The sequence below is a fragment of the Paraburkholderia humisilvae genome (assembly GCF_902859855.1).
Taxonomy (GTDB): domain Bacteria; phylum Pseudomonadota; class Gammaproteobacteria; order Burkholderiales; family Burkholderiaceae; genus Paraburkholderia; species Paraburkholderia humisilvae.
Map to the genome: position 1 here is coordinate 1 of NZ_CADIKH010000030.1, position 22694 is coordinate 22694.

Below are 22694 nucleotides of genomic sequence, written 5' to 3' on the forward strand. Positions count from 1 at the left end.
CCGTCGCTCGCAACAAGCTCAAAAGCGCTCAGCACCGACCTTCGATCATCGCCGCGTGCTGGATTCAGGCAACCTTGTGGTGACGTCATGATTTATGGAAAGGTCAATAAAGGCGCGTTTTTCTCCGAGTTTATCGACATGTTCGATATCTACCTGCCGGTGGTGGTGCTGTCGCCGGTGCTGTTCTTCTTCCAGCCGCCGCATCTGTCGAGCGGCATGGAGACGATCCTCGCGTCGCTCGTGTTCATTACGACGCTGCTTGGCCGGCCGATCGGCGCGCTGCTGTTCGGCATGGTCGCGGATCGGGTCGGCCGCCGGATGGCGTCGATCTGGTCGGTGACGGGCTTCGGCGTCGTCACGTTGCTCATCGCGTTGCTGCCGGGCTATCAAAGCATCGGCATCGCGTCGTACGGCTTGCTTGTGCTGCTGCGCTTTGTCGACGGCATATTCCTAGGCGGCGGGTATACCGGCGCCATGCCGCTTGCGATCGAGTACTCGAAGAAAGACCAGCGCGGTTTTGTCGGCGGGCTGATCATCGCCGGCTTTCCGGCGGCCTATGTGACGATCAACCTGGTCGCGATGGTGATGTTCGCGTTTTTCCCGCTGAACGGTGTCAATTCGCCGTATGCGCAGTGGGGCTGGCGCGTTCCGTTTGTGATCGGCGCCGTGCTCGCGGGCGTGCTCGCGTTGTACTACGTGCACAAGGTCGCGGAGTCGGAGATCTGGAAGAGCGAGGCCGGCGAAAAGCGCGCGAAAAACGACACGCCACTGCTGTCGGAGCTGTTCAGCGGCAAGAGCGCGCGCAGCCTCCTTCAGGTGCTGTTGCTGATGACCGGCTTCTGGCTCACGCAGAACATCATCACGATCTTTCTGCCAACCGGGCTGCTCGTGCACACGCTGCATCTAAGCGGCTTCCAGTTGACCTCGACGCTGCTGCTGTCGTATTTCGTGCTGTTTTTCAGCTATATCGGCTCCGGCATGCTCGGCCAGAAGATCGGCCGGCGGCGCTTCTTCGCGATCGTCGGTCCGCTGATCGCCACCGTCGGCGCCGCGCTGCTGTATGTGCTCGGCAATGTGAGCGGCCTGTCGCTGCCGACCATCATGCTGACGGTCTGTGTGCTCGCGGTCCTCGTCACGTCGCCGTGGGGCGTGATTGTCACGTATATCAACGAGCGTTTTGCGACGGAAGTGCGCGCGACCGGCTTTGGCGTGGGTTTTAGCCTGTCGGTGATCGTGCCGTCGTTCTACGCGTTCTATATGAACTGGCTCGGCGCGTTCATGCCGCTTTCCGTGACGCCGGTCGTGCTGCTCAGTATCGGCGGGCTGATCGGCATGGTGGGTGCGCTGATGGGACCGGAAACCAGGGACGTCGATTTTTGAAGGACCTATCTGAAGGACCTATTTGAAGGACATCATGAACAAGGAACGAATCGGATTTATCGGGCTCGGCAATATGGGCGGCCGCATGACGCGTCGCATAGTCGATGCCGGTATTGCGGTGCTCGGCTATGACACGGTTGCGCAGCGCGTTAAAGACGCGGGCGCGCAAACGGCAGCATCGGTTCGCGAAGTGATCGGCTATGCGGACCTCGTGCTGCTGTCTTTGCCCGATAGCAAGGTCGTCGAAGCCGTCGTCGAAGGCGCGGATGGCATTCTCGCGCACTGCCGCGCCGGGCAAACGGTAATCGACCTCAGCACCGCCGCCGCGAGTTCGACGGTGCGGCTCCATGGTCTTTTCAACGCGCGCGGCGTGCATTACATCGACGCGGGCATTTCAGGCGGCGCTGCAGCGGCCGAGAAAGGCACGCTGACCTTGATGGTCGGCGGCGATGCCGCCGCGATCGAGGCGGCGCAATGGATCTTCAAGCCAATCGCCGGCAAGGTAATGGTGATGGGCGCAAGCGGCGCCGGCCACACGACGAAGCTGCTGAACAATTTCCTGAACGCGGTGAGCCTGGCCGCGACTGCCGAAGTGATGGTGGCCGGCAAAAAGGCGGGACTCGATCTGCATCGGCTGCTCGACGTGCTCAATAGCAGCACCGGGGTCAACTTCGCCACGCAGAACCGCTTTCCGAAGATTGTCGATGGCGATTACCTCGAAGGCGGATTGACGTCGAAGCTGATGACGAAAGACATCGTGCTGTATATCGACCGCGCGCGCGAACTGGGCATTGCGTCAGTCAACGCGGCGGGGCCGCTTGCGAGCTTCGGCCTTGCGACGTCGCTGGGCTATGGCGATCTGATCAGCAACCGCGTCGTCGATGCGATTGGCGACGTGTCGGGCGGCGTGAGGCTTCATGGCAACGCAAATCGCAAAGGAGCGAACTGATGAAGGTGTTCCACGGTAGAGCGGTGGGCGCGGCGTCGGAGCGGCGCGGCAATGGCGATACGTTTACCGGCGTCGTATGGGCCGACCCGGTGATGCCGGCCGCCGACGGAGTGACGATCAACACCGTGTGCTTCGAACCCGGCGCGCGCACGTACTGGCATGCGCATGAGCGCGGACAGATCTTGCAGGTGACGGCGGGGCAGGGCTGGATTTGCGTCGAAGGCGGCAAGCCGGAAGTGATCCGCCAGGGCGACTTCGTCTGGATCGGTCCAAACGAACGCCACTGGCATGGCGGCAGCGCGGACACTTTTATGGTTCATATCGCGACGTCGCTCGGCAAATCGACATGGCAGGAAGCGGTGAGCGAGCACGACTATCCGCCGTCGGCGCGGCGCTGACAGACAGGAAACCCGCTATGAGTCTGACTGAAAAGCAACAGCAAGTGAAAGATGCGTTCATCCGTGTGCGCGGCACGTGGGGGCCGTCATGGGAAAGTCTGCTGCGTCTCGATGCGGGTTTTCTCGAGGCGTACCTGAATTTTTCAGCGGTGCCGTGGCGCAGGAATCATCTCGAAGACAAGGTCAAAGAGTTCATTTACATCACGGCGGACGCCGCCGCGACGCATCTGTACACGCCGGGAATCCAGCAGCATCTGCACATGGCGCTGAAGTTCGGCGCGACGCGCGAAGAACTGATGGAAGTGCTCGAATTGATCAGCACGATCGGCATTCATGCGTGCAACGTCGGTGTGCCGCTGCTGCTCGAGGTACTCGAAGAGGAGGGCAAGCGGTCAGGCCGCGCGCCGCTCGACGAACGGCAGCGCGCGCTGAAGGCCAGTTTCGAAAAGAATCGCGGCTACTGGCATCCGTCGTGGGATGGACTGCTTGAACTCGATCCGGACCTCTTCGAAGCGTATCTCGAGTTCTCGTCGGTGCCATGGCGTACCGGCGTGCTAAGCCCGAAGGTCAAGGAGCTGATTTACTGCGCGTTCGACGCATCGGCGACGCATCTGTATCAGCCGGGCCTCAAGCTGCATATGCGCAATGCGGTCCGCTATGGCGCGACGGCCGGCGAGATTATGGAAGTGCTTGAGATCGTCAGCGTGATCGGCATTCATGGCGCGGCGGTCGCGGCCCCGATGCTCGAAGTGGCGCTCGCTGCCGGCGCTCATGCAGTCGAACCGGCAACCGGGTAAGCGGGCCTTGCGCGCCGCGGCCGTGCGCGAACCCCATTCGGGTTCGAACAGGCCCGTCAGCGGTTGGGCTTCCGGTATGATGTGCAACGGTTTTCATTGTCGGACAGGCATACAACGGACGGGATACACGATGTCAGCAGAGATTGGGGTGATACGGCCGGAAACGCTGCGCCATCAGGTCGAAAACGTTCTGCGGCAGGCGATCGTGACGGGGCGTTTCGCGCCGGGCGCGCGCCTTGTCGAACGCGAACTGTGCGAGACGCTCGGCGTGAGCCGCACGTCGGTACGCGAGGCGCTGCGCAAGCTCGAAGCCGAAAAGCTCGTGCGCAGCGTGCCGCACAAGGGGCCAGTGGTCGCGGTGATGTCGAAGCAGGAGGCGGCCGAGCTGTATGCGCTGCGCGCGCTGCTGGAAGGCTTCGCCGCGCACGAGTTCGCGCGTCTGGCGGACGACCGCGCGATCGCGCGCTTCGGTGAGGTTGCAAAGGAGTTGCGCGCTGAAGCCACCGCGCGCAACCAGGCCGGCGTGTTGCGCGCGAAGACCGCACTCTATGATGTGCTGCTCGATAATTGCGGCAATGCGCTGATCAAGGAAATCCTGACGAGCCTCTACTCGCGGGTCAACCTGTTGCGCGCGACGTCCCTGATGCATCCGGACCGGCTGCCTGCGAGCTTGCGCGAAATCGACAAGCTCTACAAGGCGCTCAAGGCACGCGACGGCGAAGCGGCGCAACAGGCCGCACGCGTGCATGTGCAGAACGCGGAGAAGGCCGCGATGCGGATGCTCGACGAGCCGCACCCGGACGACGCATAGCATTAGCGCGGCGCCGCATCGAGCCGCACGATCCAGCCTTGTGTTGCCTTGCTGTGGGATGGATACCGGCGCAGCACGTCCGGATCGTGTCCGGGCACCACGTGGTGAGTGGAATCGGCAAGCTGGTGCACGACGCGATATCCCTCCAGCATGTCGCCGACGTTGTAGACCGCGGGAAATGGCCGTTGCTGTTCCATGTTCGCATACAGATGCGATGCGTCGGAGGCGAGCACGACCCAGCCGCGCTCGGTGTGCACCCGCACCACCTGAAGCCCGTTCGTATGGCCGCCGACCAGGTGCACGGAAAGACCCGGCGCGAGTTGCGACGCACCGTCGTGAAACTGCACGCGGCCATCGAAGATACGGCCGACCATCATCTTCACGTCGTCCGGATTGAACGGATGCTTGAGTACGCCGTGGCACATGCAGCGGCCGGTGCAATACGCCATCTCCCGGTCCTGCACGTGGTAGCGCGCCTTCGGAAATAGCTCGCGGTTGCCTGCGTGATCGTAGTGCATATGCGTGACGATCACGTCCTCGACCGAATCCGCACGGATACCGACCGCCTGCAAACCTTCTTCGACGCGATGCGTGGTCGTGCGGCCGCGCCCATTGCCGACCTCCGGGTCGAACCCGGTATCGACGATAAACGTGCGGCTCTCGCCGACCACGGCCCAGACGAAATAGTCGAGCGGCATCGACACGTCGTGCGGATCACCGCCGAGAAAGTTCTCGCGGGCCGGGCGGTCGTGGTGAGCGTATTTGATTGCGTAGATCTTGTAGTTTTCGAGTGGCGAGGTCATCGAGTGTCTCCTTTTCTCGAATCGTGATAGCGCTATCATAGCGCATCGTGGTTCATTTCGCGCAAGCCGTATTTGCGTTTGCCGGTGGGGACGATGCAGGACTGTGCACGACAGGCGCGACGTACTGACACCGCATACCGGTGGGATACAATTCGCCATCTTTCGAAAGGCCGGATGCAGATCAGTGAAAAAGCGCGCAGGCACCGCCGCTGGCGGGAACCCACGAGAAAGCGAGAGCAGGACCCGCAGCGGCGGAAGCGCGGTGCGCATGGTCGATGTCGCGAAGGCGGCAAACGTGTCGCTGATGACCGTCTCGCGCGCACTGAACGAACCAGCCAAACTCTCCGAAGACACGCGCAAGCTTGTGCTCGATACGATTCGCAAGATCGGCTACGTGCCGAACTCGATCGCGTCGAATCTCGCATCGAATCGTTCGAACGTCGTAGGGCAGATCGTCCCCAGCATCCAGAATTCGCTGTATTCGCACACGATGAAGGGCGCATCCGACGTGCTGCGCACGGCGGGCATGCATCTGCTGATTGCCGATAGTGGCTATTCGCTCGATGAAGAGGAAGCGTTGATCGGCGCGTTCGTCGCGCAGCGCGTGTGCGGACTGCTGTTGCACAACACCGTGCATACACCGCGTGCGGCACAGCTGGCGCGCCAGGCCGGCATTCCGGTCATCGAGACCGGCGACCTTGTGCGCAATCCGCTCGACGTCGTGATCAGCTACTCGAACTTCAATGCGGCGAAAGAGATGACGCTGTATCTGGCGGCGCGCGGTTATCGGTCGATCGGTTTCGTCAGCGTTCCGATGCTCAACAATCCGCGCGCGAAAGAGCGTCTGAAGGGCTATTACGCGGCACTCGCGGCGCTCGGCCGCGAACGCAACCCATCGCTCGTGCGGGAAGCGGAACCGGGTCTGACGTCCGGCGCGCACGCGATGATCGACATGATGCAGCGCGTACCCGAGGTCGATGCGATCTTTTTCGCGGGCGACGTGCTCGCGGTCGGCGCGCTGTTCGAGGCGCAGCGGCGCGGCTGGAAAGTGCCCGAGCGAATCGCGATCGCGGGCTTCGACGACCTCGACATTCTTCGGCACACGGTGCCGAAGCTCACCTGCCTGAACCTGCCGCGGCTTGAAATCGGCCGGCGCAGCGCCGAATGTCTGCTGCAGCGCTTGCGAGGCGACGCGGATGCGGCGCCGGCGCGGCTCGATCTCGGCTTCGAAATCATTCAGCGCGAAAGTACCTGAAACGGTGGGCTCGGGCGCGATGCGTGCGGAGCTGCATGCTTCGCTGGTTCGCGCGTCGATTCCTCCGTTGATTCACCGCGGTGATTCTCCGCGGTGATTACCGTTTGGCAAACAAATTAAGTTAGCGCTATCATAAAAACACGCCTTCGAACGGGAAGGCATCGCTAACTCAGGAAGCGTGTCGGATGAAAGGAAAAACTGCGCTCGTGACCGGGTCATCGCATGGCTTGGGCCTCGCGATGGCGGATGCACTGGCGGCTGCAGGATGCAAGGTACTGCTGCATGGGGTCGAACCGGCCACCGATGTTGAGCCTGCGCGTGCGGCTTTTGAAGCGCGCTATGGCGCAGCACCCGACTATATCCAGGCGGACCTCGCGAACCCGGCAGCAGTCGAACAGCTGATCAGCCAGGCCGTTGAACGGACGGGCTCACTGGACATTCTTGTCAATAATGCAGTGGTGAGGCACTTCGCGCCCATCGATGCGTTTCCAGTCGATAAATGGGAGCAGGCACTCGCGGTCAACCTGAGCGCTGCGTTTCATGCGGTTCGTCTTAGCTTGCCACGTATGCGCGAGCGCGGCTGGGGACGCATCTTCAACATGACATCGGTATATGGGATGCGCGGTACCGCGAACCGTGTCGATTACGTGACGACCAAATCGGCGCTGCTCGGTTTGACCCGCGCGGTGGCTGCGGAGACGGTCGGCACCGGTGTTACTTGCAATGCGATTTGCCCCGGTGCGGTTCATACCCCGACCAGCGAGAAGCGCATCGTTACGCTGATGAACGAGACTGGGCTCGCGCGCGAGGCCGCGGTTCGTGAGTTCTTGCGGGGCAAGCAGCCGAGCGGGCAGTTCGTCGAAGCGTCGCATGTCGCGCAGCTCGTGGTTTTTTTATGCGGTGACGCGGCAGGCGAGATCAACGGCGCGATGCTGCCTGTCGAAGGCGGGTGGCTCGCGACTTAAGCGGCGCACCTTTAATTTAAATGTGAGGAGCAGGACATGCTTGAGAACAAGCTAATCGGTTTCATCGGTGTCGGCGTAATGGGTCGGCCGATGGCGCGGCGTCTGATCGAGCAGGGTCACGCACTGATGATCTACGATAGGGACGCGCACGCGCTCGACGAATTGCGGAAAATCGGCGCTCAGGTTGCCGACAGTGTGCGCGCAGTCGCGGACACCGCCGGCGTCGTATTCACGAGCTTGCCGACGCCCGCGATTTTTCGCGACGTCGCGATCGGCGCGCAAGGCGTCGTGCACGGCAAGGCGGTCAAAGTCCTGATCGATCTGTCGACGGTGGGCTCGACCACCGAGAAGGAAGTCGCGGCGGCGCTGCTGGCAAGAGGCATCGAGACCATCGATGCGCCGGTGAGCGGCGGCGCCGCCGGCGCGCAGAAGGGCACGCTTGCGGTGATGATCGCCGGCAAGCCCGAGGTGGTCGCGCAGGTGCGCGAGCTGTTCGATGTGTTCGGCAAGACCTTTAACGTCGGCAGCGAGCCAGGGCAGGGTCAACTGATGAAGCTGCTGAACAACATGTTGTCGTCGACGGCATTTGCGATCACGTCCGAAGCGTTTGTCGCCGGTGTCAAAGGCGGGCTGGAGCCGGAGACGATGATGGCCGTGATTAACGCGGGCAGCGGCAAGAACGGCGCGACGCAGGACAAGTTTCCGAAGCAGGTGTTGCCGCGCACGTTCGATTTCGGCTTTCCGATCGGCAGCGTGTGCAAGGATATCGGCCTTGCGGTCGACGAGTGCCAGGCGCTTGGTGTGCCGATGTGGGTGGGCAGTACGGTGCGGCAACTGTGGAACTTCGCGGCGCTGCAGGATGGCACGAAGCGCGATATGACCGAGCTGGTTCGTTATATCGAGGACTGGTCAGGTTCGGCTGGCGGGAAAAAATAGCCGGTCGCTGGTCGGTAGACGCGGCGATGGTTAGGAATCCATCAGGTTGCCATGCGGTGGACATTCCTGAAAAACAAAAAACCCGGCCATGATGACCGGGTTTTCTGCTTGATTCGAATGGTAGGCCGTACGGGATTCGAACCTGTGACCAACGGATTAAAAGTCCGCTGCTCTACCAGCTGAGCTAACGACCCCAAAAGAGAAGCGAAATTATAGCGATGACCATACGCCCGTGTCAAGATAGCGCACGGCGAAATTCAGGTAGTCGCGTGGGCGGAATAGCGTTCAGCGCCGGGAATCAAGCCCGGCAGACCCGCCACCGCTTGTCGCGGCGACACGTCGGATGGCCGCGTTACTTGATCTGCGAAAGCTTGCTTTGCGCAGACTGCGCGACATCGGAGCCGCCATACTGCGCGACGATCTGCTCAAGCGTTTTCTTCGCGGCGGCCTTTTGCCCCTGCTCGAGCTGGTTGTTCGCGATGGCGAGCAACGCTTCAGGGGCACGCGGGTGCTGCGGGTAGTTTTTCACCACGCCCTGCCATACCGCGGTCGACCCCTTGTAGTCGCGCAACGCGTACAGCGCGTTGCCGAGCCAGTACTGCGCGGTCGGCTGATACGGGCTTTGCGGAAACTTCGAGATGAAGCTGCGAAACGATGCGGCGGCGCCTTTGAAGTCGCCGTTGCGGAACTGCTGCGAAGCCGCGTTGAACGCGTCCGTCTCACCCGGCTGCACTTCGCCCTGCACCCCGTCGACCGTTTGCTGCTGCGGCTCGAACTTCTTCAGCCGGCCGTCGAGGTCGGTGTAGTAGTCCTTCTGCTGCTTCTGCAAGATGGCCAACTGGTTGGTCAGATCCTCGTTCTGGCCGCGCAGCGTCGCGACCTGCTGGCTCAGCTGGTCGAGACGGCTCGACTGATCGAGGATCGTGCGTTGCGCAGCCGATAGCTGGTTCGTCAGACTGTCGGTCTTCGTGCGCAGGTCGAGAATCGCCTGGCGGGCCTGGTCATCATCGAACAGGCCTGCATGCGCCGGCATGGCCACAAAGGCCACGCCCGCTGCGCATGCTGCTGCGGCGAGCCGCAGCCGGGAGAAACGGAGTGTCATACGGCGCGTTACCCGTTACTGTTGGTAGACGAGATCGGCGCGGCGGTTTTGCGCCCACGACGCTTCGTCATGACCGGTCGCGAGCGGCTTTTCCTTGCCGAGACTCACGGCTTCCATTTGCGAATCAGGCACGCCCATCAACGACATCGCGCGACGCACGGCTTCCGCACGCTTCTGTCCAAGCGCGAGGTTGTACTCGCTCGTGCCGCGCTCGTCGGTGTTACCCTGGATCAGCACGTGACGCTGCGGGTGCGACTTCAGATACTGCGCGTGTTGTTGCAGCAGCGGCTGGTACTCGTCCTTCACCGAGTAGCTGTCGAAATCGAAGTACACGCTGCGCTTCGCGAGCGGGCTGTTCGGGTCGTTCAGCTCATCGACGGTGACCGGCGCGACCGCATTCGGATTCGGTTGCGCACTGATGTTGCCTGTATTCGTGGTCTGGGCCGGAGGCGTCGACTTGCACGCAGCGAGGGCACCGACGACCGTCAGCGCGGCCAAAGTAAGACGCAGTTTGGAATTCATGCTTGACTCTCCTTGTGTGGTTATTGCATAAACGGGCCCCAGGACGGCTCGCGCACGCTGCCACCCTGAACGGACAGGACCTGCCGCGTCCGACCATCGGTCGATACTGCAGCCAACACGCCACGGCCGTTCACCTGAGTGGCGTAAAGGATGTACTGACCATTCGCCGCGAAGCTCGGCGATTCGTCATGTGTCGTGTCGGTCAGCGCCGTCGCGACGCCAGACTGCAGATCCTGGATGTATAGCTTGAAACCGCCGCCGGTGCGCGAAATATACGCCAGTTGTTTGCCGTCCGGGCTGATGCGAGGACTCGTGTTGTAGTTGCCGGTGAAGGTCACGCGCTGTGCGGCGCCTGTGTTTTCGCCCGCGGCCGGCATTTTATAGATTTGCGGCTGACCGCCACGGTCGCTCGTGAAATAGATCGACTGGCCGTCCGGCGAGAAGTCCGGCTCGGTGTCGATCGAGCTGCCTTCCGTAAGACGCCGCAGGCCGCTGCCGTCCGCGTTCACCGCGAAAATCTGCGTGTTGCCGGTGCGCGAAAGGGCGACCGCGAGCGTTCGACCATCGGGCGACCACGCCGGCGCACTATTGTTGCCCTTCTGATCGGACACGATGACGCGGCGGCCGGTTGGCAGGTCGTGGATATAGACGATCGGCTTCTTCTTCTCGAACGACACATACGCGACCTTCGTGCCGTCCGGCGACCATGCCGGCGAGATGATCGGCTCGGGGCTCGACAGCGCGATGTGCGCGTCCTGGCCGTCGGAGTCGGAGATTTGCAGCTGGTAGCGGTTGCCGACCTTGATCACATACGACAGGCGTGTTGCGAACACGCCGCGCGTGCCCATCAGCTTCGCGTAGATGTAGTCGGCGACCTTGTGCGCACTCATCCGCAGACCGCTTTCCGGGCTCACGAGCACGAGGCCGCCGAGGTTTTCCTGCTTGACCGTGTCGTACAGCTTGAACCGCACTTCGTACTGGCCGTCCGGACGCTTCGTCACGCTGCCGGCGACGAACGCGTCCGCCCCTTTCGCCTTCCAGCTGCCGAGGTCGACCGTATCGGTTTCGGAGATCGGCGTGGCGCCCGCGTCGATGTTCGTGAACTTGCCGCTGCGTTGCAGATCCTGGCGTACGATCGTGCTGATCTGCTGAGGGGAACTCGCTTCGTTCGCAAAATTCGCTGTCGCGATCGGAAACTGCGTGGATCCGACGCCCGTCACGAGGACGTTCAGCTGTGCATGTGCCGCACCGCCTGCCGCGATCATGCAGGATGCCACCAGTGTTCGCAGGCCTAGCTTCGTCATCAAACTCATGCTTTATCGATTCCCCAAAGTACAAAAAACCTTCATAACTGCAAACAGACCCAAGCACGCAGAAATCGTTCCCGAATGAGCGGTTGCCTTATCAGGCGTGACTGACGGCTTTCAGCATGCCTTAGCGCAAGGTTCTCCGGCGCGTCCCTAACTTTCGTTCATGTTTCGCAAAGCGTTGCTCAACCCGCCGGACGCAGCGTAATGGTAAAGCTCGCCGGTGTCTTGCCATTTGTGTCTTGCGGCATCGGATCCGAACGCTGGACTGCGCGCAGCGCCGCGTCATCCCACTGCGAATTGCCGCTGCCGCGCGTGATGGTAGCCGACAGCAGCGTGCCGGTCGGCGCGCAGCGTACCGAGACCACTGTTTCGAGCCCTTGCGTGTCGCCCGCCCACACGATGTTCGGCCGCACCCGCCGCTGTACCTTCTCCGCATAGCCCGGCGATGTCGCCGTGCCGCCCGCGCCGCTACCCGTGCCGCTCTTCGCGAGTCCGTTGCCGCTCGAGCCTTCACCGCCTGCCATGCCCTGCAGCGCCGCGAGGCGCTGGCGACGCTCCTGATCGAGCTTCTTCGCGGCTTCAGCCTGTGCCGCCGCCTTCGCCTTCGCGGCCTTGTCGGCTTCCGCCTTCTGTTGGGCGTCGGCCTGCGCCTGCTGTTGTTCCTTCAACTGATCCTGCTTTTGCTGCTCGGCCAGTTGTTGCTGCTTGAGCTTTTGCGCTTGCAACTGTTGCTGTTGCAACTGCTGCTTCTTCAAGGCCGCGGCCATTTCGGCCTGCTGTTCGGCGAGTTGCTGCTGACGCTTCGCGTCGGCTTCCTGCTGGGCCTGCAACTGCTGCTGCCGCTGCTGTTCGGCCAGTTGCGCAGCGCGCGCGGCTTCCTCCTGCTTGCGCTTCTTTTCCTGCAGCGCGATGTCCGCCTGCTCGTCGGGCACGGGCGGCGCCGGTGCGACCGGCATGGGCGGTGGCGGGGCGCGCGGCGTCGACAGGTCGGGTACTGCGGTCCACAGTTCGGCCTCTGCGCCTGCCGGCGTGCTGTTTTGCCAATGAATGCCGTGATACAGAAAGAATCCGAGCAGCACATGCATCAATGCGGCGAGCACGAACGCGCGCAACGTGCCGCGTTCACGCGGTGGCTGCAACGGATAAGCGGATTTCTGGCGAATCATTGCGATTTGACGAGCAATCCAACGCGCTTGACGCCGCGCGCCTTCAGATCGGACATCACGTTCATCACCACTTCGTACTTCACGGTCTTGTCAGCGGCGATCACGACGGGCTGGTCGGGATGCGATTGCTCACGGTCGGTGACGAAGCTGTTCAGGTCGGCTCGCGTCATGGTTTCCTGTTGCGTGGCGCCCGCGTCGTCCTTATAGCGCACACTCATGTTGCCGTCCGCGCGGATGTTGACGACCACCGGTGGCGTCTGCTGCTGCGGGCTGGCACCGCCGACGGTCGGCAGATTCACGATCGACGGTGCGACGAGCGGCGCCGTCACCATGAAGATCACGAGCAGCACGAGCATCACGTCGATATACGGCACGACGTTGATGTCGGACATCGCACGGCGCGAGCGGCCGCTGCGCATGCTGGAACGGGTCGTGGAACCGGCCATCGTGTACTCCTTAATGGGCCTGGCGCTGCAGGATGTTCGAGAACTCTTCGATGAAGGTCTCGAAGCGGATCGCGAGGCGGTCGATATCGTGAGCGTAGCGGTTGTACGCGACCACTGCAGGGATCGCGGCGAACAGGCCGATCGCGGTCGCGGTCAACGCTTCCGCGATGCCCGGCGCGACGTTCGCGAGGGTTGCCTGCTGCACGTTCGCGAGGCCGCGAAACGCGTTCATGATCCCCCAGACCGTGCCGAACAGCCCGATGTAAGGGCTTACCGAGCCAACCGACGCGAGAAACGCGAGGTTTGCCTCGAGCACGTCCATTTCACGCTGGAATGCGGCGCGCATCGCGCGGCGCGCGCCATCGAGGATCGCGCCCGGGTCGTTCAGGCGCTTTTCCTTGCCCTTCAGAAACTCCCGCATGCCGGATTCGAAGATGCGTTCGAGCGCGCCGATCCGATGCCGGTTGTTCGCTGCGCTCTGATATAGCGCCTGCAGGTCTCCGCCCGACCAGAAGTCGCGTTCGAAGCGCTCGGTCTGTCCGCGGGCGCGGCGAATCGCAAACCACTTGCGGAAAATGAAAGTCCAGGACATCAGCGACAGCAGCAACAGTAGCGCCATCACTGCCTGCGCCAGCAGGCTCGCATTGAGAACGAGGGAAATGATCGATAGATCTTGTGTCGTATTCATAGAGGTTCGCTGTAACGTCCCGCAAGGGGCGTCCGGCTGCAAGGCGGATCGAAGCGCTCCGTGAGGGAACCGGAAGCTTCGGCGAACCCTTTCGCCGAACCATGCTTGGTCTTGTTCTGACCGTTACGAGTTCACTGGCCAGGTATCAACGGTACTCATATGCCGGCCGTTGACACGCCTGTCCCCGTGTTGCCCGCGCCATTGTTCGGGCGGGTATCCGGCGGGCCGCGCCGCAATGCGGCGAGCACTGCCGGAGCGATCGCGGTGGGTCGAAGCGCGGCGGCATCCACGCAGCCGACACGGATCGTGCCGGTCGCGAGCAGCGTGCCGTCGCGCCACGCTTCCTGCGCGAAATCGACGGACGCGCGGCCGAGCCGTTCGATCCTGCTGACGATTGTCAGCAGGTCATCAAGACGCGCGGGCGAGCGATAGTCGAGCGCCGTGCTGCTGACGATGAAGAGCGTGCCGGTTTCGCGTGCGAGCCTGCCTTGTTCGATTCCGCAGGCGCGCAGCCATTCGGTGCGCGCGCGTTCGAAAAACTTCAGGTAGTTCGCGTAGAACACGATGCCACCGGCGTCGGTATCTTCGTAGTACACGCGAATCGGCCATGCAAAGCCGATTTCGGCGCCGGGCGGACTGCTTGGCGTTTTCATGTCGCGCATTTTACCGGAACCCGACAGGCTGCCCGCATTTTCGGCACATCGCTTGCCCGGTCAGCCGCGATGGATCGACAGGCCGGCGAACGACTGCGCGACGGGCATCAGTTCGATCGAATTGATGTTCACGTGCGCGGGGCGCGTCGCCACCCAGTAGATCGACTCGGCGATGTCTTCCGCGGTGAGCGGCTGGACGTCCTTGTAGACGTTCGCGGCTTTCGCGTCGTCGCCGTGAAAACGCACGTTCGAGAACTCGGTGCCGCCGCACAGGCCCGGCTGAATGTCGGTGACGCGCACGGCCGTACCGGCGAGGTCCGCGCGCAGGTTCAGGCTGAACTGCGCGACGAAGGCCTTGGTCGCACCATAGACGTTGCCGCCGGCATAGGGCCAGTTGCTCGCGACCGAACCGAGATTGACGACGTGGCCGCGATTGCGCTCGACCATGCCCGGCAGCAGCGCGCGCGTCACCTGCACCAGGCCTTTGCAGTTGGTGTCGATCATCGTTTCCCAGTCGTCGAGGTGGGCCTTGTGAGCCGGTTCGAGGCCGAGTGCGAGACCTGCGTTGTTGACGAGCACGTCCACCTGCGCGAAATCCGCCGGCAATGTGGCGGGCAGCGCCGCGACGGCCGCGCGGTCGCGCACGTCGAGCTCGAGCGCCAGCAGGTTCGTGCCGAGTTCGCGGGCGAGGGCGTCGAGACGGTCCTTGCGGCGCGCGGTGGCGACGACGCGGTGGCCGCCCTTTACGAAGGCGCGGGCGATGGCGGCGCCGAACCCGGCCGACGCCCCGGTGACTAAGACGATCATTGCAATTCCCGGTTGGTTGTGAAAGGCGACAAGCCTACCATTGTCGCGCCTCCTGATCCGGCCGCCACGGCCGGATCAGGAGGGCGGACGAGCGGACCGAATGGCGGGTGAAGCGGCGGCCGGGCAGGGCGCCCGGGTTCGCGCTCCGGTGGCCCGATGGGCGGAAGTTCCGGTGGCAGATCGGGCGGCCATCTGGATGGCAGGTCCGGCGGCCATTTCGAAGGTAGATCCGGTGGCCATTTCGACGGCAGATCCGGTGGCCAGCCGGGTGACGGATACGACGGCATGTCCTCCGATGGTGTGGCCGGGCGCAGCGGCGACGAATACCTGCGACCGTTTTCCGGCGCGGTGGCCGATTCGCGCCGGGCCGGCCGCCGCGGTGCCGGGCGGTACGTCGCGCAATGCGCCCAAGTAGCGAATTTGTCAGGCTTTTTTGGCTCGGCGCGGGCGCCGCAAGGCTGGTTGCCTATTCGATCCGCTTCCAATAAACTAACGCGCTCACCCCTGCGTGACTGGCGATAGAACCCAACGGGTTCAAGGTGGAGCAACCCACCGTGAAGCGCGGGGTTCCGTTTTGCCGTTCGCCTGGGCAGCTGTGATCCGCGCGCCATTGTTTGTGCTGCCGGTCGCTGGCTCGCCTCGCGTGTGCGGCTTCCCCGTAGTCCGCGTATCCTGGCTTCCAGCTTTCTGCCGCACCGCGCACCCATTTGCGCGCCTTGCGCACGCGTATCAAGCGCCTTGGCGCGCAAGATCGGGCGCGAAACTACGCGTGGACTCACGGTCAACCGAACATTCTTAACGGAACGCACATGTTTGATAAAGCCCAAAGCACCATTGCGAGCGTCGACCCGGAAGTCTGGCAGGCAATCGAGCAGGAAAACCGCCGCCAGGAAGAACATATCGAGCTGATCGCGTCGGAGAACTATACGAGTCCGGCGGTGATGGCCGCGCAAGGCTCCCAGCTCACGAACAAGTATGCGGAAGGCTACCCGGGTAAGCGCTATTACGGCGGCTGCGAGTACGTCGATATCGTCGAGCAGCTTGCGATCGACCGGGTCAAGCAACTGTTCGGCGCCGAAGCGGCGAACGTGCAGCCGAATTCGGGCTCGCAGGCCAATCAGGGCGTCTTCTTCGCGATGCTCAAGCCGGGCGATACGATCATGGGCATGAGCCTCGCGCATGGCGGCCATTTGACGCACGGCTCGCCGGTCAACATGTCGGGCAAGTGGTTCAATGTCGTGAGCTACGGGCTCGATGCGGCCGAAGACATCGACTACGAAGCGGCCGAAAAGCTCGCTCACGAACACAAGCCGAAGCTGATTGTCGCTGGCGCATCCGCGTTCTCGCTGCGCATCGATTTCGAACGGCTCGCGAAAGTCGCGAAGTCGGTCGGTGCGTATCTGATGGTCGATATGGCGCACTACGCCGGCCTGATTGCCGCCGGCGTGTATCCGAACCCTGTGCCGCATGCGGATTTCGTCACCACCACCACGCATAAGAGCCTGCGCGGCCCGCGCGGCGGCGTGATCCTGATGAAGGCTGAATACGAGAAGCCGATCAACTCGGCCATTTTCCCGGGTATCCAGGGTGGTCCGCTGATGCACGTGATCGCTGCGAAGGCCGTCGCGTTCAAGGAAGCGTTGTCGCCGGAGTTCAAGGAGTATCAGCAGCGCGTGATCGAAAACGCCCGCGTGCTCGCGGAAACGCTGGTCAAGCGCGGCCTGCGCATCGTGTCGGGCCGAACCGAGAGCCACGTGATGCTGGTCGATCTGCGCGCGAAACACATTACCGGCAAGGCGGCGGAAGCGGCGCTCGGCGCAGCGCACATCACGGTCAACAAAAACGCGATTCCGAACGACCCGGAAAAGCCGTTCGTCACGAGCGGCATTCGTCTGGGCTCGCCGGCAATGACAACGCGCGGCTTCGGCGTGGCGGAAGCCGAACGGGTGGGCAACCTGATTGCCGACGTACTCGACAATCCGGAGGACGGCGCCACCATTGAACGTGTGCGCGCGCAGGTTGCCGAGCTGACGAAGCGTTTCCCGGTCTATCGCTAACCGATCATGCGCTGCCCGTTCTGCCGGCACGACGATACGCAGGTGGTCGACTCGCGGGTATCCGAAGACGGCGCCGCGATCCGGCGCCGCCGCCGTTGCCCGGCTTGCGACAAGCGCTTCACCACCTATGAGCGCGTCGAGCTGTCGCTGCCATCGGTCGTGAAGAAGGACGGCAGCCGTGTCGAATTTGATCGGCGCAAGATTGTCGCCAGCATGAAGCTCGCATTGCGCAAGCGGCCGGTCGCCGCCGATGCCATCGACGCCGCGGTCGCGCGTATCGAGTACCAGCTGCTCGGCAGTGGCGAGCGCGAAGTGAAAAGTGAGCGGCTTGGCGAACTCGTGATGAACGAGCTGCGCGCGCTCGACACAATCGCGTACGTGCGGTTCGCATCGGTCTACCGGCGCTTCGAAGACGTATCCGAGTTCGAGGACGTGATCGAAGAGTTCCGCCGGGCGCCGACGCCATCCGATACACCCAAGCCGCGGCGCAAGCGCTGATTGCGAGGTGAGCCACTCCGCAGTGAGATACCTAACAAGTGGCTTCATACGCTGAGCAGTGGGCCACTCGGTGGCCACCCCAGTTATTGCGTCGTTCACCAGCATTCTCTCTCCCTTTCTCACCTGACTGAACCCCTTCAACGTCTCGTAGCCGGGACGCGTTCGATACGCATCCGATATTGCGTGTGATTGCGTTCGCGCGCCACCTGGCCATTCGGCATATTGTTAGCACTCTGAAACAACGGTAGATTCGTCACCGTCGTTGCTGAAAACGGAGGCGAACAATGAAAAACGATGGCTGGGCAATGCGTGCGCGATATGGCTTCACGCTGATCGAAACGCTGATGGTGGTTGCGCTGCTGGCGTTGCTGGCGGCGATGGCGACACCGTCGTTTGTCGCATGGCAGGTGCGCGATCAGGTAAACGCACGTGCCTACGCGTTGTTATCGACGCTGGCTTACGCGCGCAGTGAAGCGATCAGACGCGGCGTGCGCGTCACGGTGTGCCGCATCGATGCGGCACGGCATTGTCTTGCCGCGGGTCAGGCGTGCCGTTCCGGCGCGACGGACTGGTCATGCGGCTGGGCGGTGATGATCGAGCGGGCGGGCGCGCTCCTCGCGCTGCGTGCACAGCCGGAATTCGCGGCAGTCAGCATCGCTGGTGCCTCGACGAATCTTAGCTTTACACCGCCCGCGGGGCAGACGATCGGCAGCTTCCGCAGCTTCGATCTTGCACCGCGTGTGCCGTGGAAAGCGACGCAAGGTAACCCGTGGCGCCGCTGCATTCGCATTGCGGCCGGCGGGCGCGCGCGTATCGCCGAAGGCGCTTGTGGAGCATCGGCATGAATCGCTCATCTGCACTTTATCAATTCTCTGATCGCGGCGAATCGTTGATTGAAGTGATGCTGGCCGTTGTGCTGACCGCCGTGACTGCGCTCGGACTGATTGCCGCGCAAATGTGGATGATCCGCGATGCGCGCGCGACAGCAACGCGTGAGCACGCGGCGCTGATCGCCGATGCACTCGTCGAAGCGATGCAGCCCGCGCCGCAGAGCAGCGCGGCGCTCTCACAATGGCGTGCTCGGGCGGCTGCGTTGCTGCCGCAAGGCGAGACGTCGGAGAGCGACGCTGGCGATCGGACGTCTGTCGTGCGTGTGACGTGGCACGCCACCGCCAATGCACCACGTTCGGGCGAAGTGATCGACATGCCGCCGCCGTGCGGCGACGTCGCAGTCCCCACAGGCACCGGCTGTGTCGTACTTGCATTTGCGCGATGACGCGGCGCGCTCTTCGTTCATGCGGCCACACATTGCTCGAGGTGATGATCGCGGTCGCGCTCGGCCTCGTCGTGACGGCGGGCGCGGTGTCGCTGTACCGTTCGCAGCGGCTCGCACTTGTGCGCGCCACCGACGCTGTGCAGATGCACGACGCCGGAATGACGGCGCTAACGCTGATCGCGCTGCAGTTGCAGATGGCCGGCTTCACGCCCGCGGACGCTCCGTCGGCAGGTGCGTCGACCTCTACCGGCGCGCTCTTCGGTTGCTCGGCCGCGCGTCCGGTCGGGGCCGATGAGCGCCTCACGTGCGAAGCGCTCGCCAGCCATTCGGACGGCATTGCGATCCGCTACGTCGCCGATAACGTGTCGACGTGGCCGTCGGCCGCCGCGCAGCCAACCGATTGCCTTGGCCAGGGACTGGTGCGAACGCTTGCCGAGGGGCAGGGCGTGCCGGTCGTCAACCGCTTCTATGCCAAAGCAAGCGGGTCCACCGGCGAGCCGGAACTGTACTGCGAGGGCAGTGGCAAGCCGGGCTCGTCGCAACCGCTGGTAGAAGGCGTCGAGCGGCTGCGGCTGCGCTACTGGGCAGCCGGCGCGCCGGCCGCGCTCGATGCATCCGCGCTTGCGCCGGACCAGTGGAACCGTGTCGTCGCCGTCGACGTTTGTGTGCTCGTACGCGGCGCACGCGACACGGCGCCGAGCCGCTACGTCGATTGCGACGGCGTGCCGTCGGTCGGTACGGACAAGCGCGCTCGCGACGCGTTCTGGCGGCGCGTCGCGATCCGGAACAACAGTGGAGGTGAAACATGATGCGTTGCGGACCTAAACCGGTGCCGGCAATGAAGCGTCATACGGTGAGGCGCGGCGGCCGTGCTCCACGCCGCGATAGCGCACCGCGTGCCCCGCGTCGCGCGCGCAACCGCGGCGCGGCATTACCGGTCGTGCTGATATTGTCGTCGATGATGCTGGCCACATCGGCCGCGTGGTTCGAAACGTCGGTCGCGTCGGCGCGCGCCGCGGCAAACCTGCACGACCAACTGGTCGCGTTTCACGCGGCGGATTCGGCGTTGATGTTGTGCGCGCAACGCGTCCTCGCGGACCAGTCACCGTCGGCTGAGCCGGCGGCGGACGGCGAGCCGGTTACATGGAAACTGCCCGCTACGTTCGGCGCGGCTGCGTTCACCCCCATTGCGAAATGGCAGGGTTCGTTCGCTCCGCCGCAATGCGTGATCGAAGCGTGGCGTCTCGCGACGCGTCCCTCCACCCGTGCATGGCTCATCACCTCGCGCGGCTATGGCAGCACACAGGACGCGCAGGCGTGGCTGCAGCTTCAACTGGTCGTCGATAACGGCATGGTCGAGCGTCACTGGCGGCGTGTCGCGGCGCGGCCTTTCTAAGCGGGCGCACGATCGCTCGACAATCACTCAATCCGGATCGACCGAATGAAGCTTCACGCCGATGCTTTTACGCTGTTGGAACTGGTGATCGCGCTTGCGATCATCGCCGTGCTCGCCGCATTCGCGGTGCCGTCATACCGTGCGCAGGTCGTGCGTGGACACCGAACCGATGCCGCGGCGGCGCTCTATCGCGCGGCCCAATTCGTTGAATCGGCGCCGCGCGGCGGTGGCGCCGTCACGTTGCCGTCCGGGTTCGATCAGGTGCCTCAATCCGGTGCGGCCGTCTACCGGCTACAGATGCTGCCCGCCGACGCAGCAAACGGCGGCTATACGCTGGAAGCGACGCCTACCGCGACAGGCCCGATGCAAGACGACCCATGCGGCACCTTCGCGCTCGACGCGACGGGGCTGCGCACGAACCGCGCTTCTGCTGGCACGCCGGTCGACGCAGTAGCGTCCGGTGCGACCACAGGCAACACGCCTGGCGTTGATTCCGCACAGTGCTGGAACGCGCGCTGATGCATGCTCTGACACCCGAGCTGATGCGTACATCAGCCCGCCGCCGGCTACGATGCCAGGCGAGCGCCGCGCCGATCGCCTCCTGATCGACCTGGCGGTCAACACGCGAACCCAATCAGCCGCCCGCGTCCGCCGCTTGCTCCGACTCGCCAGCGCCGCCGCGACTCGCCCCGCTTGCGCTTTTGCCCGAAGGACGTCCGCCCGTCTGGCGCCGCACCTGCTGCCAGACCCGGTAAGCCTCCCAGGCCGCGAGCCCGAGGCTGCCCCACTTCAGCAGCGGCTTGGCGGTCGCCACCACGCTGGTGCGCAGCGGCCGTGCGAGCAGCAGCGACATGATCGAGCTCAGCAGCGGATACTGTTTCAGCAGGGTGCCAATGCCCTTGCTGGTCGCGCCGCGTGCGCTCCAGCGCATGCTGGCGAAGCCCGGCAGCACGAATTTGAGCCAACTGAAACGAATGATCGCCTGGCGCAATTCGACGGTCGCCTGGGCGAGTTCCATGCGCTCGACGTCAGCACGCACGATCAGGAGTTCCTTGCGCAGCGCCCGCATCTGGGGCGTGCTCAGGTTTTTCGCCACTCTGTTCTGGTAATGGCGGAATGCGGCATCTGAAGAATGGGCCTGGCTCATGAGGTGTCAGTGGAGCGTCAGAGGTTGTCGAAGAAGTCGGCGGCGCATGGTCAATGAACACAATGAAACCAGCGTACACGCCGGTCAGCGCACCCGTCGATGCGCACGCGACGCGCGTCAGTTCGAATGCTTACGGAAAATCTCGCGGTCTTTCTCGAACTCGCTGAGCGTCGCTTCGAACACCGCCGGCGCATTGTGCAAGTTGCTGCGCGCGCGCAGGCCGCATACCAGCGCGGCGACCGCATAGACAATCGTGATGCCCGCGAGCGCCTGCCAGCGGTAGGTGTCCCAGAACGCGATCGCGATCAGTACGGAGAGCGAAATCAGCGCCATCACCGCCAGCATCATCGCCGCGAGTCCGAGGAAAAGCACGGCGAGCAGGCGGTCTTTTTCTTCTGCCAGCTCAATGCCGATCAGTTCGAGCCGGGTCTGCAGGATCGAAAAGACGGAACCGAAAATGCGGCGCAGCGGACTGTGTTCCGCGCGCTGCGATTGGGTATCGGTGGTCATGGCGTGAGCGCGTTACCCCGTGAAAGTGCGCCGGAAATTCACCGGAAACCCCACCGGGCGCACTGGAATCAACCTGGCCGGCGCTGCTGCGCGCCAGCCAGGCCGTGTCTGAAAACGTGTCCGGCTCGACGTCAGATAACGTCCCGCCGGGCCGGCCGCGCTGTTCGCAGCATAGCTTGCCGCGATACTTCGTGCGGTATTTCCCGCATGACTTGCCGGTTTACTTCCCGCATCACTTCCGATTGATCAGCAGGCCCAGCAGCACACCTGCGCCAACCGCGATGCCGATCGATGTCCACGGGTGCTCGTGCACGTAGTCGTCGGTCGCGCGTGCAGCCTTCTTGCCTTTTTCGACCACCACCACTTGCACATCCGCCGCCTTTTCCTTCGCCTGCTTGAGCCGCGACAGCGCGGTTTCGCGGAGTTCGGAAGCGCGTTCGCCGGTTGCGCTCGCGGCCTGCTTCAGCAGATCTTCAGCGTCTGCGAGGACTGTCTTGATATCCGACATCAATCTCTCCTTGTTGACTTCCGACATTGATTGCTCCCTTCGTGCACGCTACGCGTGGAATCGTAACCAAAGAAACCGCCGCTGGCGAGCATGGCAGGTGAGCGGGACGGATCAGGACCCTCGCGACACCGCAGAAACCATTCCCGGCTGGCCAGTTGCGCAACAAACGATCGACAAGCGAAGAAACCCGATGGAAAACGCCCGGCGGCGGCGATCGCGGGCTGCGGCGGCGGGCGTGACGCTCATACGACGCTTCCCACATTAATAGCACGGGAAGCGGATCTGACCCGCTAAGTTTCACTCATCGTGACCAA

28 protein-coding genes, 1 tRNA gene and 1 riboswitch are annotated in these 22694 nt (G+C 63.4%); of the genes, 16 read left to right on the forward strand and 13 right to left on the reverse strand.

Going from position 1 to position 22694, the window contains the following annotated elements; all coding sequences use genetic code 11:
• Nucleotides 1-87: 87 nt before the first annotated feature.
• The 5 genes from HV796_RS26315 to HV796_RS26335 all read left to right on the forward strand — a co-directional run bounded on the left by HV796_RS26315 (nt 88) and on the right by HV796_RS26335 (nt 4335).
• The gene (locus HV796_RS26315; protein ID WP_175229430.1) at nt 88-1380 is read left to right on the forward strand and encodes an MFS transporter; all 1293 of its coding nucleotides are present in this window, start codon (nt 88-90) and stop codon (nt 1378-1380) included.
• 34 nt (nt 1381-1414) lie between these two features.
• A complete protein-coding gene (locus HV796_RS26320; protein WP_175229431.1) occupies nt 1415-2329 on the forward strand; it encodes an NAD(P)-dependent oxidoreductase in 915 nt (304 codons plus the stop codon).
• Nucleotides 2329-2727, forward strand: coding sequence for a cupin domain-containing protein (locus HV796_RS26325; RefSeq protein ID WP_175229432.1), 399 nt, complete (start codon nt 2329-2331; stop codon nt 2725-2727). The genes HV796_RS26320 and HV796_RS26325 overlap by 1 nt, the downstream gene beginning before the upstream one ends.
• Nucleotides 2728-2744: 17 nt before the next feature.
• Complete coding sequence (locus HV796_RS26330) at nt 2745-3524, forward strand: carboxymuconolactone decarboxylase family protein (RefSeq protein ID WP_175229433.1); 780 nt, start codon at nt 2745-2747, stop codon at nt 3522-3524.
• Nucleotides 3525-3654: 130 nt separating this feature from the next.
• Nucleotides 3655-4335 (forward strand): GntR family transcriptional regulator, encoded by a 681-nt coding sequence (locus tag HV796_RS26335; protein ID WP_175229434.1) that lies wholly within the window; start codon nt 3655-3657, stop codon nt 4333-4335.
• Between the two features lie 2 nt (nt 4336-4337).
• Here the strand turns inward: HV796_RS26335 and HV796_RS26340 are convergent, their stop codons facing one another.
• On the reverse strand, nt 4338-5138 hold the full coding sequence (locus HV796_RS26340) for an N-acyl homoserine lactonase family protein (protein WP_175229435.1): 801 nt from the start codon (nt 5136-5138) through the stop codon (nt 4338-4340).
• 184 nt (nt 5139-5322) lie between these two features.
• On the opposite strand from HV796_RS26340, the gene HV796_RS26345 reads away from it, so the two are divergent.
• The 3 genes from HV796_RS26345 (at nt 5323) to HV796_RS26355 (ending at nt 8294) form a co-directional block, all read left to right on the forward strand.
• Nucleotides 5323-6393 (forward strand): LacI family DNA-binding transcriptional regulator, encoded by a 1071-nt coding sequence (locus tag HV796_RS26345; RefSeq protein WP_246356044.1) that lies wholly within the window; start codon nt 5323-5325, stop codon nt 6391-6393.
• Nucleotides 6394-6578: 185 nt separating this feature from the next.
• Nucleotides 6579-7358, forward strand: a complete 780-nt coding sequence (locus tag HV796_RS26350; RefSeq protein ID WP_175229436.1) for an SDR family NAD(P)-dependent oxidoreductase — start codon at nt 6579-6581, stop codon at nt 7356-7358.
• Between the two features lie 36 nt (nt 7359-7394).
• Nucleotides 7395-8294 carry an NAD(P)-dependent oxidoreductase gene (locus tag HV796_RS26355; RefSeq protein ID WP_175229437.1) on the forward strand — a complete coding sequence of 300 codons (900 nt, stop codon included), beginning with the start codon at nt 7395-7397 and terminating at the stop codon, nt 8292-8294.
• A gap of 118 nt (nt 8295-8412) precedes the next feature.
• Here HV796_RS26355 and HV796_RS26360 read toward each other — a convergent pair.
• The 9 genes from HV796_RS26360 to ydfG all read right to left on the reverse strand — a co-directional run bounded on the left by HV796_RS26360 (nt 8413) and on the right by ydfG (nt 14988).
• A tRNA-Lys gene (locus tag HV796_RS26360) sits at nt 8413-8488 on the reverse strand.
• 158 nt (nt 8489-8646) lie between these two features.
• Nucleotides 8647-9396 (reverse strand): tol-pal system protein YbgF, encoded by a 750-nt coding sequence (gene ybgF, locus HV796_RS26365; protein ID WP_175229438.1) that lies wholly within the window; start codon nt 9394-9396, stop codon nt 8647-8649.
• Nucleotides 9397-9411: 15 nt separating this feature from the next.
• Nucleotides 9412-9918 carry a peptidoglycan-associated lipoprotein Pal gene (pal, locus tag HV796_RS26370; RefSeq protein WP_175229439.1) on the reverse strand — a complete coding sequence of 169 codons (507 nt, stop codon included), beginning with the start codon at nt 9916-9918 and terminating at the stop codon, nt 9412-9414.
• A gap of 20 nt (nt 9919-9938) precedes the next feature.
• Nucleotides 9939-11231 carry a Tol-Pal system beta propeller repeat protein TolB gene (gene tolB / locus HV796_RS26375; RefSeq protein WP_175229440.1) on the reverse strand — a complete coding sequence of 431 codons (1293 nt, stop codon included), beginning with the start codon at nt 11229-11231 and terminating at the stop codon, nt 9939-9941.
• A gap of 179 nt (nt 11232-11410) precedes the next feature.
• On the reverse strand, nt 11411-12394 hold the full coding sequence (gene tolA / locus HV796_RS26380; RefSeq protein ID WP_175229441.1) for a cell envelope integrity protein TolA: 984 nt from the start codon (nt 12392-12394) through the stop codon (nt 11411-11413).
• A complete protein-coding gene (tolR, locus tag HV796_RS26385; protein ID WP_175229442.1) occupies nt 12391-12840 on the reverse strand; it encodes a protein TolR in 450 nt (149 codons plus the stop codon). The genes tolA and tolR overlap by 4 nt, the downstream gene beginning before the upstream one ends.
• A 10-nt stretch (nt 12841-12850) precedes the next feature.
• Complete coding sequence (tolQ, locus tag HV796_RS26390; RefSeq protein ID WP_175115181.1) at nt 12851-13528, reverse strand: protein TolQ; 678 nt, start codon at nt 13526-13528, stop codon at nt 12851-12853.
• A 155-nt stretch (nt 13529-13683) separates the two neighbouring features.
• On the reverse strand, nt 13684-14190 hold the full coding sequence (gene ybgC, locus HV796_RS26395) for a tol-pal system-associated acyl-CoA thioesterase (protein WP_175229443.1): 507 nt from the start codon (nt 14188-14190) through the stop codon (nt 13684-13686).
• 51 nt (nt 14191-14241) lie between these two features.
• On the reverse strand, nt 14242-14988 hold the full coding sequence (gene ydfG, locus HV796_RS26400) for a bifunctional NADP-dependent 3-hydroxy acid dehydrogenase/3-hydroxypropionate dehydrogenase YdfG (RefSeq protein ID WP_175229444.1): 747 nt from the start codon (nt 14986-14988) through the stop codon (nt 14242-14244).
• Nucleotides 14989-15160: 172 nt separating this feature from the next.
• Between ydfG and HV796_RS26405 the strand changes: the two genes are divergently transcribed.
• The 8 genes from HV796_RS26405 to HV796_RS26440 all read left to right on the forward strand — a co-directional run bounded on the left by HV796_RS26405 (nt 15161) and on the right by HV796_RS26440 (nt 20734).
• Nucleotides 15161-15403 carry a hypothetical protein gene (locus HV796_RS26405; RefSeq protein ID WP_175229445.1) on the forward strand — a complete coding sequence of 81 codons (243 nt, stop codon included), beginning with the start codon at nt 15161-15163 and terminating at the stop codon, nt 15401-15403.
• An 83-nt stretch (nt 15404-15486) separates the two neighbouring features.
• Nucleotides 15487-15586: riboswitch (ZMP/ZTP riboswitch) on the forward strand.
• Between the two features lie 211 nt (nt 15587-15797).
• A complete protein-coding gene (gene glyA / locus HV796_RS26410; protein ID WP_175229446.1) occupies nt 15798-17045 on the forward strand; it encodes a serine hydroxymethyltransferase in 1248 nt (415 codons plus the stop codon).
• Nucleotides 17046-17051: 6 nt separating this feature from the next.
• The gene (gene nrdR / locus HV796_RS26415; protein ID WP_175229447.1) at nt 17052-17543 is read left to right on the forward strand and encodes a transcriptional regulator NrdR; all 492 of its coding nucleotides are present in this window, start codon (nt 17052-17054) and stop codon (nt 17541-17543) included.
• A 284-nt stretch (nt 17544-17827) separates the two neighbouring features.
• A complete protein-coding gene (locus HV796_RS26420) occupies nt 17828-18388 on the forward strand; it encodes a GspH/FimT family pseudopilin (protein WP_175229448.1) in 561 nt (186 codons plus the stop codon).
• Nucleotides 18385-18819: a type IV pilus modification PilV family protein gene (locus HV796_RS26425; protein ID WP_175229449.1), complete on the forward strand. Its 435-nt coding sequence runs from the start codon at nt 18385-18387 to the stop codon at nt 18817-18819. The genes HV796_RS26420 and HV796_RS26425 overlap by 4 nt, the downstream gene beginning before the upstream one ends.
• Nucleotides 18816-19628, forward strand: a complete 813-nt coding sequence (locus tag HV796_RS26430) for a PilW family protein (RefSeq protein ID WP_175229450.1) — start codon at nt 18816-18818, stop codon at nt 19626-19628. The genes HV796_RS26425 and HV796_RS26430 overlap by 4 nt, the downstream gene beginning before the upstream one ends.
• Nucleotides 19629-19657: 29 nt before the next feature.
• On the forward strand, nt 19658-20215 hold the full coding sequence (locus HV796_RS26435; protein WP_246356046.1) for a pilus assembly PilX family protein: 558 nt from the start codon (nt 19658-19660) through the stop codon (nt 20213-20215).
• Between the two features lie 45 nt (nt 20216-20260).
• Nucleotides 20261-20734, forward strand: coding sequence for a type IV pilin protein (locus HV796_RS26440; RefSeq protein WP_175229451.1), 474 nt, complete (start codon nt 20261-20263; stop codon nt 20732-20734).
• Between the two features lie 115 nt (nt 20735-20849).
• On the opposite strand, the gene HV796_RS26445 is transcribed toward HV796_RS26440, so the two are convergent.
• The 3 genes from HV796_RS26445 to HV796_RS26455 all read right to left on the reverse strand — a co-directional run bounded on the left by HV796_RS26445 (nt 20850) and on the right by HV796_RS26455 (nt 22407).
• On the reverse strand, nt 20850-21362 hold the full coding sequence (locus HV796_RS26445) for a DUF3318 domain-containing protein (protein ID WP_175229452.1): 513 nt from the start codon (nt 21360-21362) through the stop codon (nt 20850-20852).
• 117 nt (nt 21363-21479) lie between these two features.
• Nucleotides 21480-21872, reverse strand: a complete 393-nt coding sequence (locus HV796_RS26450) for a phage holin family protein (protein ID WP_175229453.1) — start codon at nt 21870-21872, stop codon at nt 21480-21482.
• Nucleotides 21873-22104: 232 nt separating this feature from the next.
• Nucleotides 22105-22407 carry an ElaB/YgaM/YqjD family protein gene (locus tag HV796_RS26455; protein WP_175229454.1) on the reverse strand — a complete coding sequence of 101 codons (303 nt, stop codon included), beginning with the start codon at nt 22405-22407 and terminating at the stop codon, nt 22105-22107.
• Nucleotides 22408-22694 lie beyond the last annotated feature (287 nt).

Bases quoted from the DNA above. Each gene is read 5' to 3' on its own strand.
- HV796_RS26315 (WP_175229430.1), top strand. From the start codon at position 88: ATGATTTATGGAAAGGTCAATAAAGGCGCGTTTTTCTCCGAGTTTATC.
- HV796_RS26320 (WP_175229431.1), top strand. From the start codon at position 1,415: ATGAACAAGGAACGAATCGGATTTATCGGGCTCGGCAATATGGGCGGC.
- HV796_RS26325 (WP_175229432.1), top strand. From the start codon at position 2,329: ATGAAGGTGTTCCACGGTAGAGCGGTGGGCGCGGCGTCGGAGCGGCGC.
- HV796_RS26330 (WP_175229433.1), top strand. From the start codon at position 2,745: ATGAGTCTGACTGAAAAGCAACAGCAAGTGAAAGATGCGTTCATCCGT.
- HV796_RS26335 (WP_175229434.1), top strand. From the start codon at position 3,655: ATGTCAGCAGAGATTGGGGTGATACGGCCGGAAACGCTGCGCCATCAG.
- HV796_RS26340 (WP_175229435.1), bottom strand. From the start codon at position 5,138: ATGACCTCGCCACTCGAAAACTACAAGATCTACGCAATCAAATACGCT.
- HV796_RS26350 (WP_175229436.1), top strand. From the start codon at position 6,579: ATGAAAGGAAAAACTGCGCTCGTGACCGGGTCATCGCATGGCTTGGGC.
- HV796_RS26355 (WP_175229437.1), top strand. From the start codon at position 7,395: ATGCTTGAGAACAAGCTAATCGGTTTCATCGGTGTCGGCGTAATGGGT.
- ybgF (WP_175229438.1), bottom strand. From the start codon at position 9,396: ATGACACTCCGTTTCTCCCGGCTGCGGCTCGCCGCAGCAGCATGCGCA.
- pal (WP_175229439.1), bottom strand. From the start codon at position 9,918: ATGAATTCCAAACTGCGTCTTACTTTGGCCGCGCTGACGGTCGTCGGT.
- tolB (WP_175229440.1), bottom strand. From the start codon at position 11,231: ATGAGTTTGATGACGAAGCTAGGCCTGCGAACACTGGTGGCATCCTGC.
- tolA (WP_175229441.1), bottom strand. From the start codon at position 12,394: ATGATTCGCCAGAAATCCGCTTATCCGTTGCAGCCACCGCGTGAACGC.
- tolR (WP_175229442.1), bottom strand. From the start codon at position 12,840: ATGGCCGGTTCCACGACCCGTTCCAGCATGCGCAGCGGCCGCTCGCGC.
- tolQ (WP_175115181.1), bottom strand. From the start codon at position 13,528: ATGAATACGACACAAGATCTATCGATCATTTCCCTCGTTCTCAATGCG.
- ybgC (WP_175229443.1), bottom strand. From the start codon at position 14,190: ATGCGCGACATGAAAACGCCAAGCAGTCCGCCCGGCGCCGAAATCGGC.
- ydfG (WP_175229444.1), bottom strand. From the start codon at position 14,988: ATGATCGTCTTAGTCACCGGGGCGTCGGCCGGGTTCGGCGCCGCCATC.
- glyA (WP_175229446.1), top strand. From the start codon at position 15,798: ATGTTTGATAAAGCCCAAAGCACCATTGCGAGCGTCGACCCGGAAGTC.
- nrdR (WP_175229447.1), top strand. From the start codon at position 17,052: ATGCGCTGCCCGTTCTGCCGGCACGACGATACGCAGGTGGTCGACTCG.
- HV796_RS26420 (WP_175229448.1), top strand. From the start codon at position 17,828: ATGAAAAACGATGGCTGGGCAATGCGTGCGCGATATGGCTTCACGCTG.
- HV796_RS26425 (WP_175229449.1), top strand. From the start codon at position 18,385: ATGAATCGCTCATCTGCACTTTATCAATTCTCTGATCGCGGCGAATCG.
- HV796_RS26430 (WP_175229450.1), top strand. From the start codon at position 18,816: ATGACGCGGCGCGCTCTTCGTTCATGCGGCCACACATTGCTCGAGGTG.
- HV796_RS26435 (WP_246356046.1), top strand. From the start codon at position 19,658: ATGAAGCGTCATACGGTGAGGCGCGGCGGCCGTGCTCCACGCCGCGAT.
- HV796_RS26440 (WP_175229451.1), top strand. From the start codon at position 20,261: ATGAAGCTTCACGCCGATGCTTTTACGCTGTTGGAACTGGTGATCGCG.
- HV796_RS26445 (WP_175229452.1), bottom strand. From the start codon at position 21,362: ATGAGCCAGGCCCATTCTTCAGATGCCGCATTCCGCCATTACCAGAAC.
- HV796_RS26450 (WP_175229453.1), bottom strand. From the start codon at position 21,872: ATGACCACCGATACCCAATCGCAGCGCGCGGAACACAGTCCGCTGCGC.
- HV796_RS26455 (WP_175229454.1), bottom strand. From the start codon at position 22,407: ATGTCGGAAGTCAACAAGGAGAGATTGATGTCGGATATCAAGACAGTC.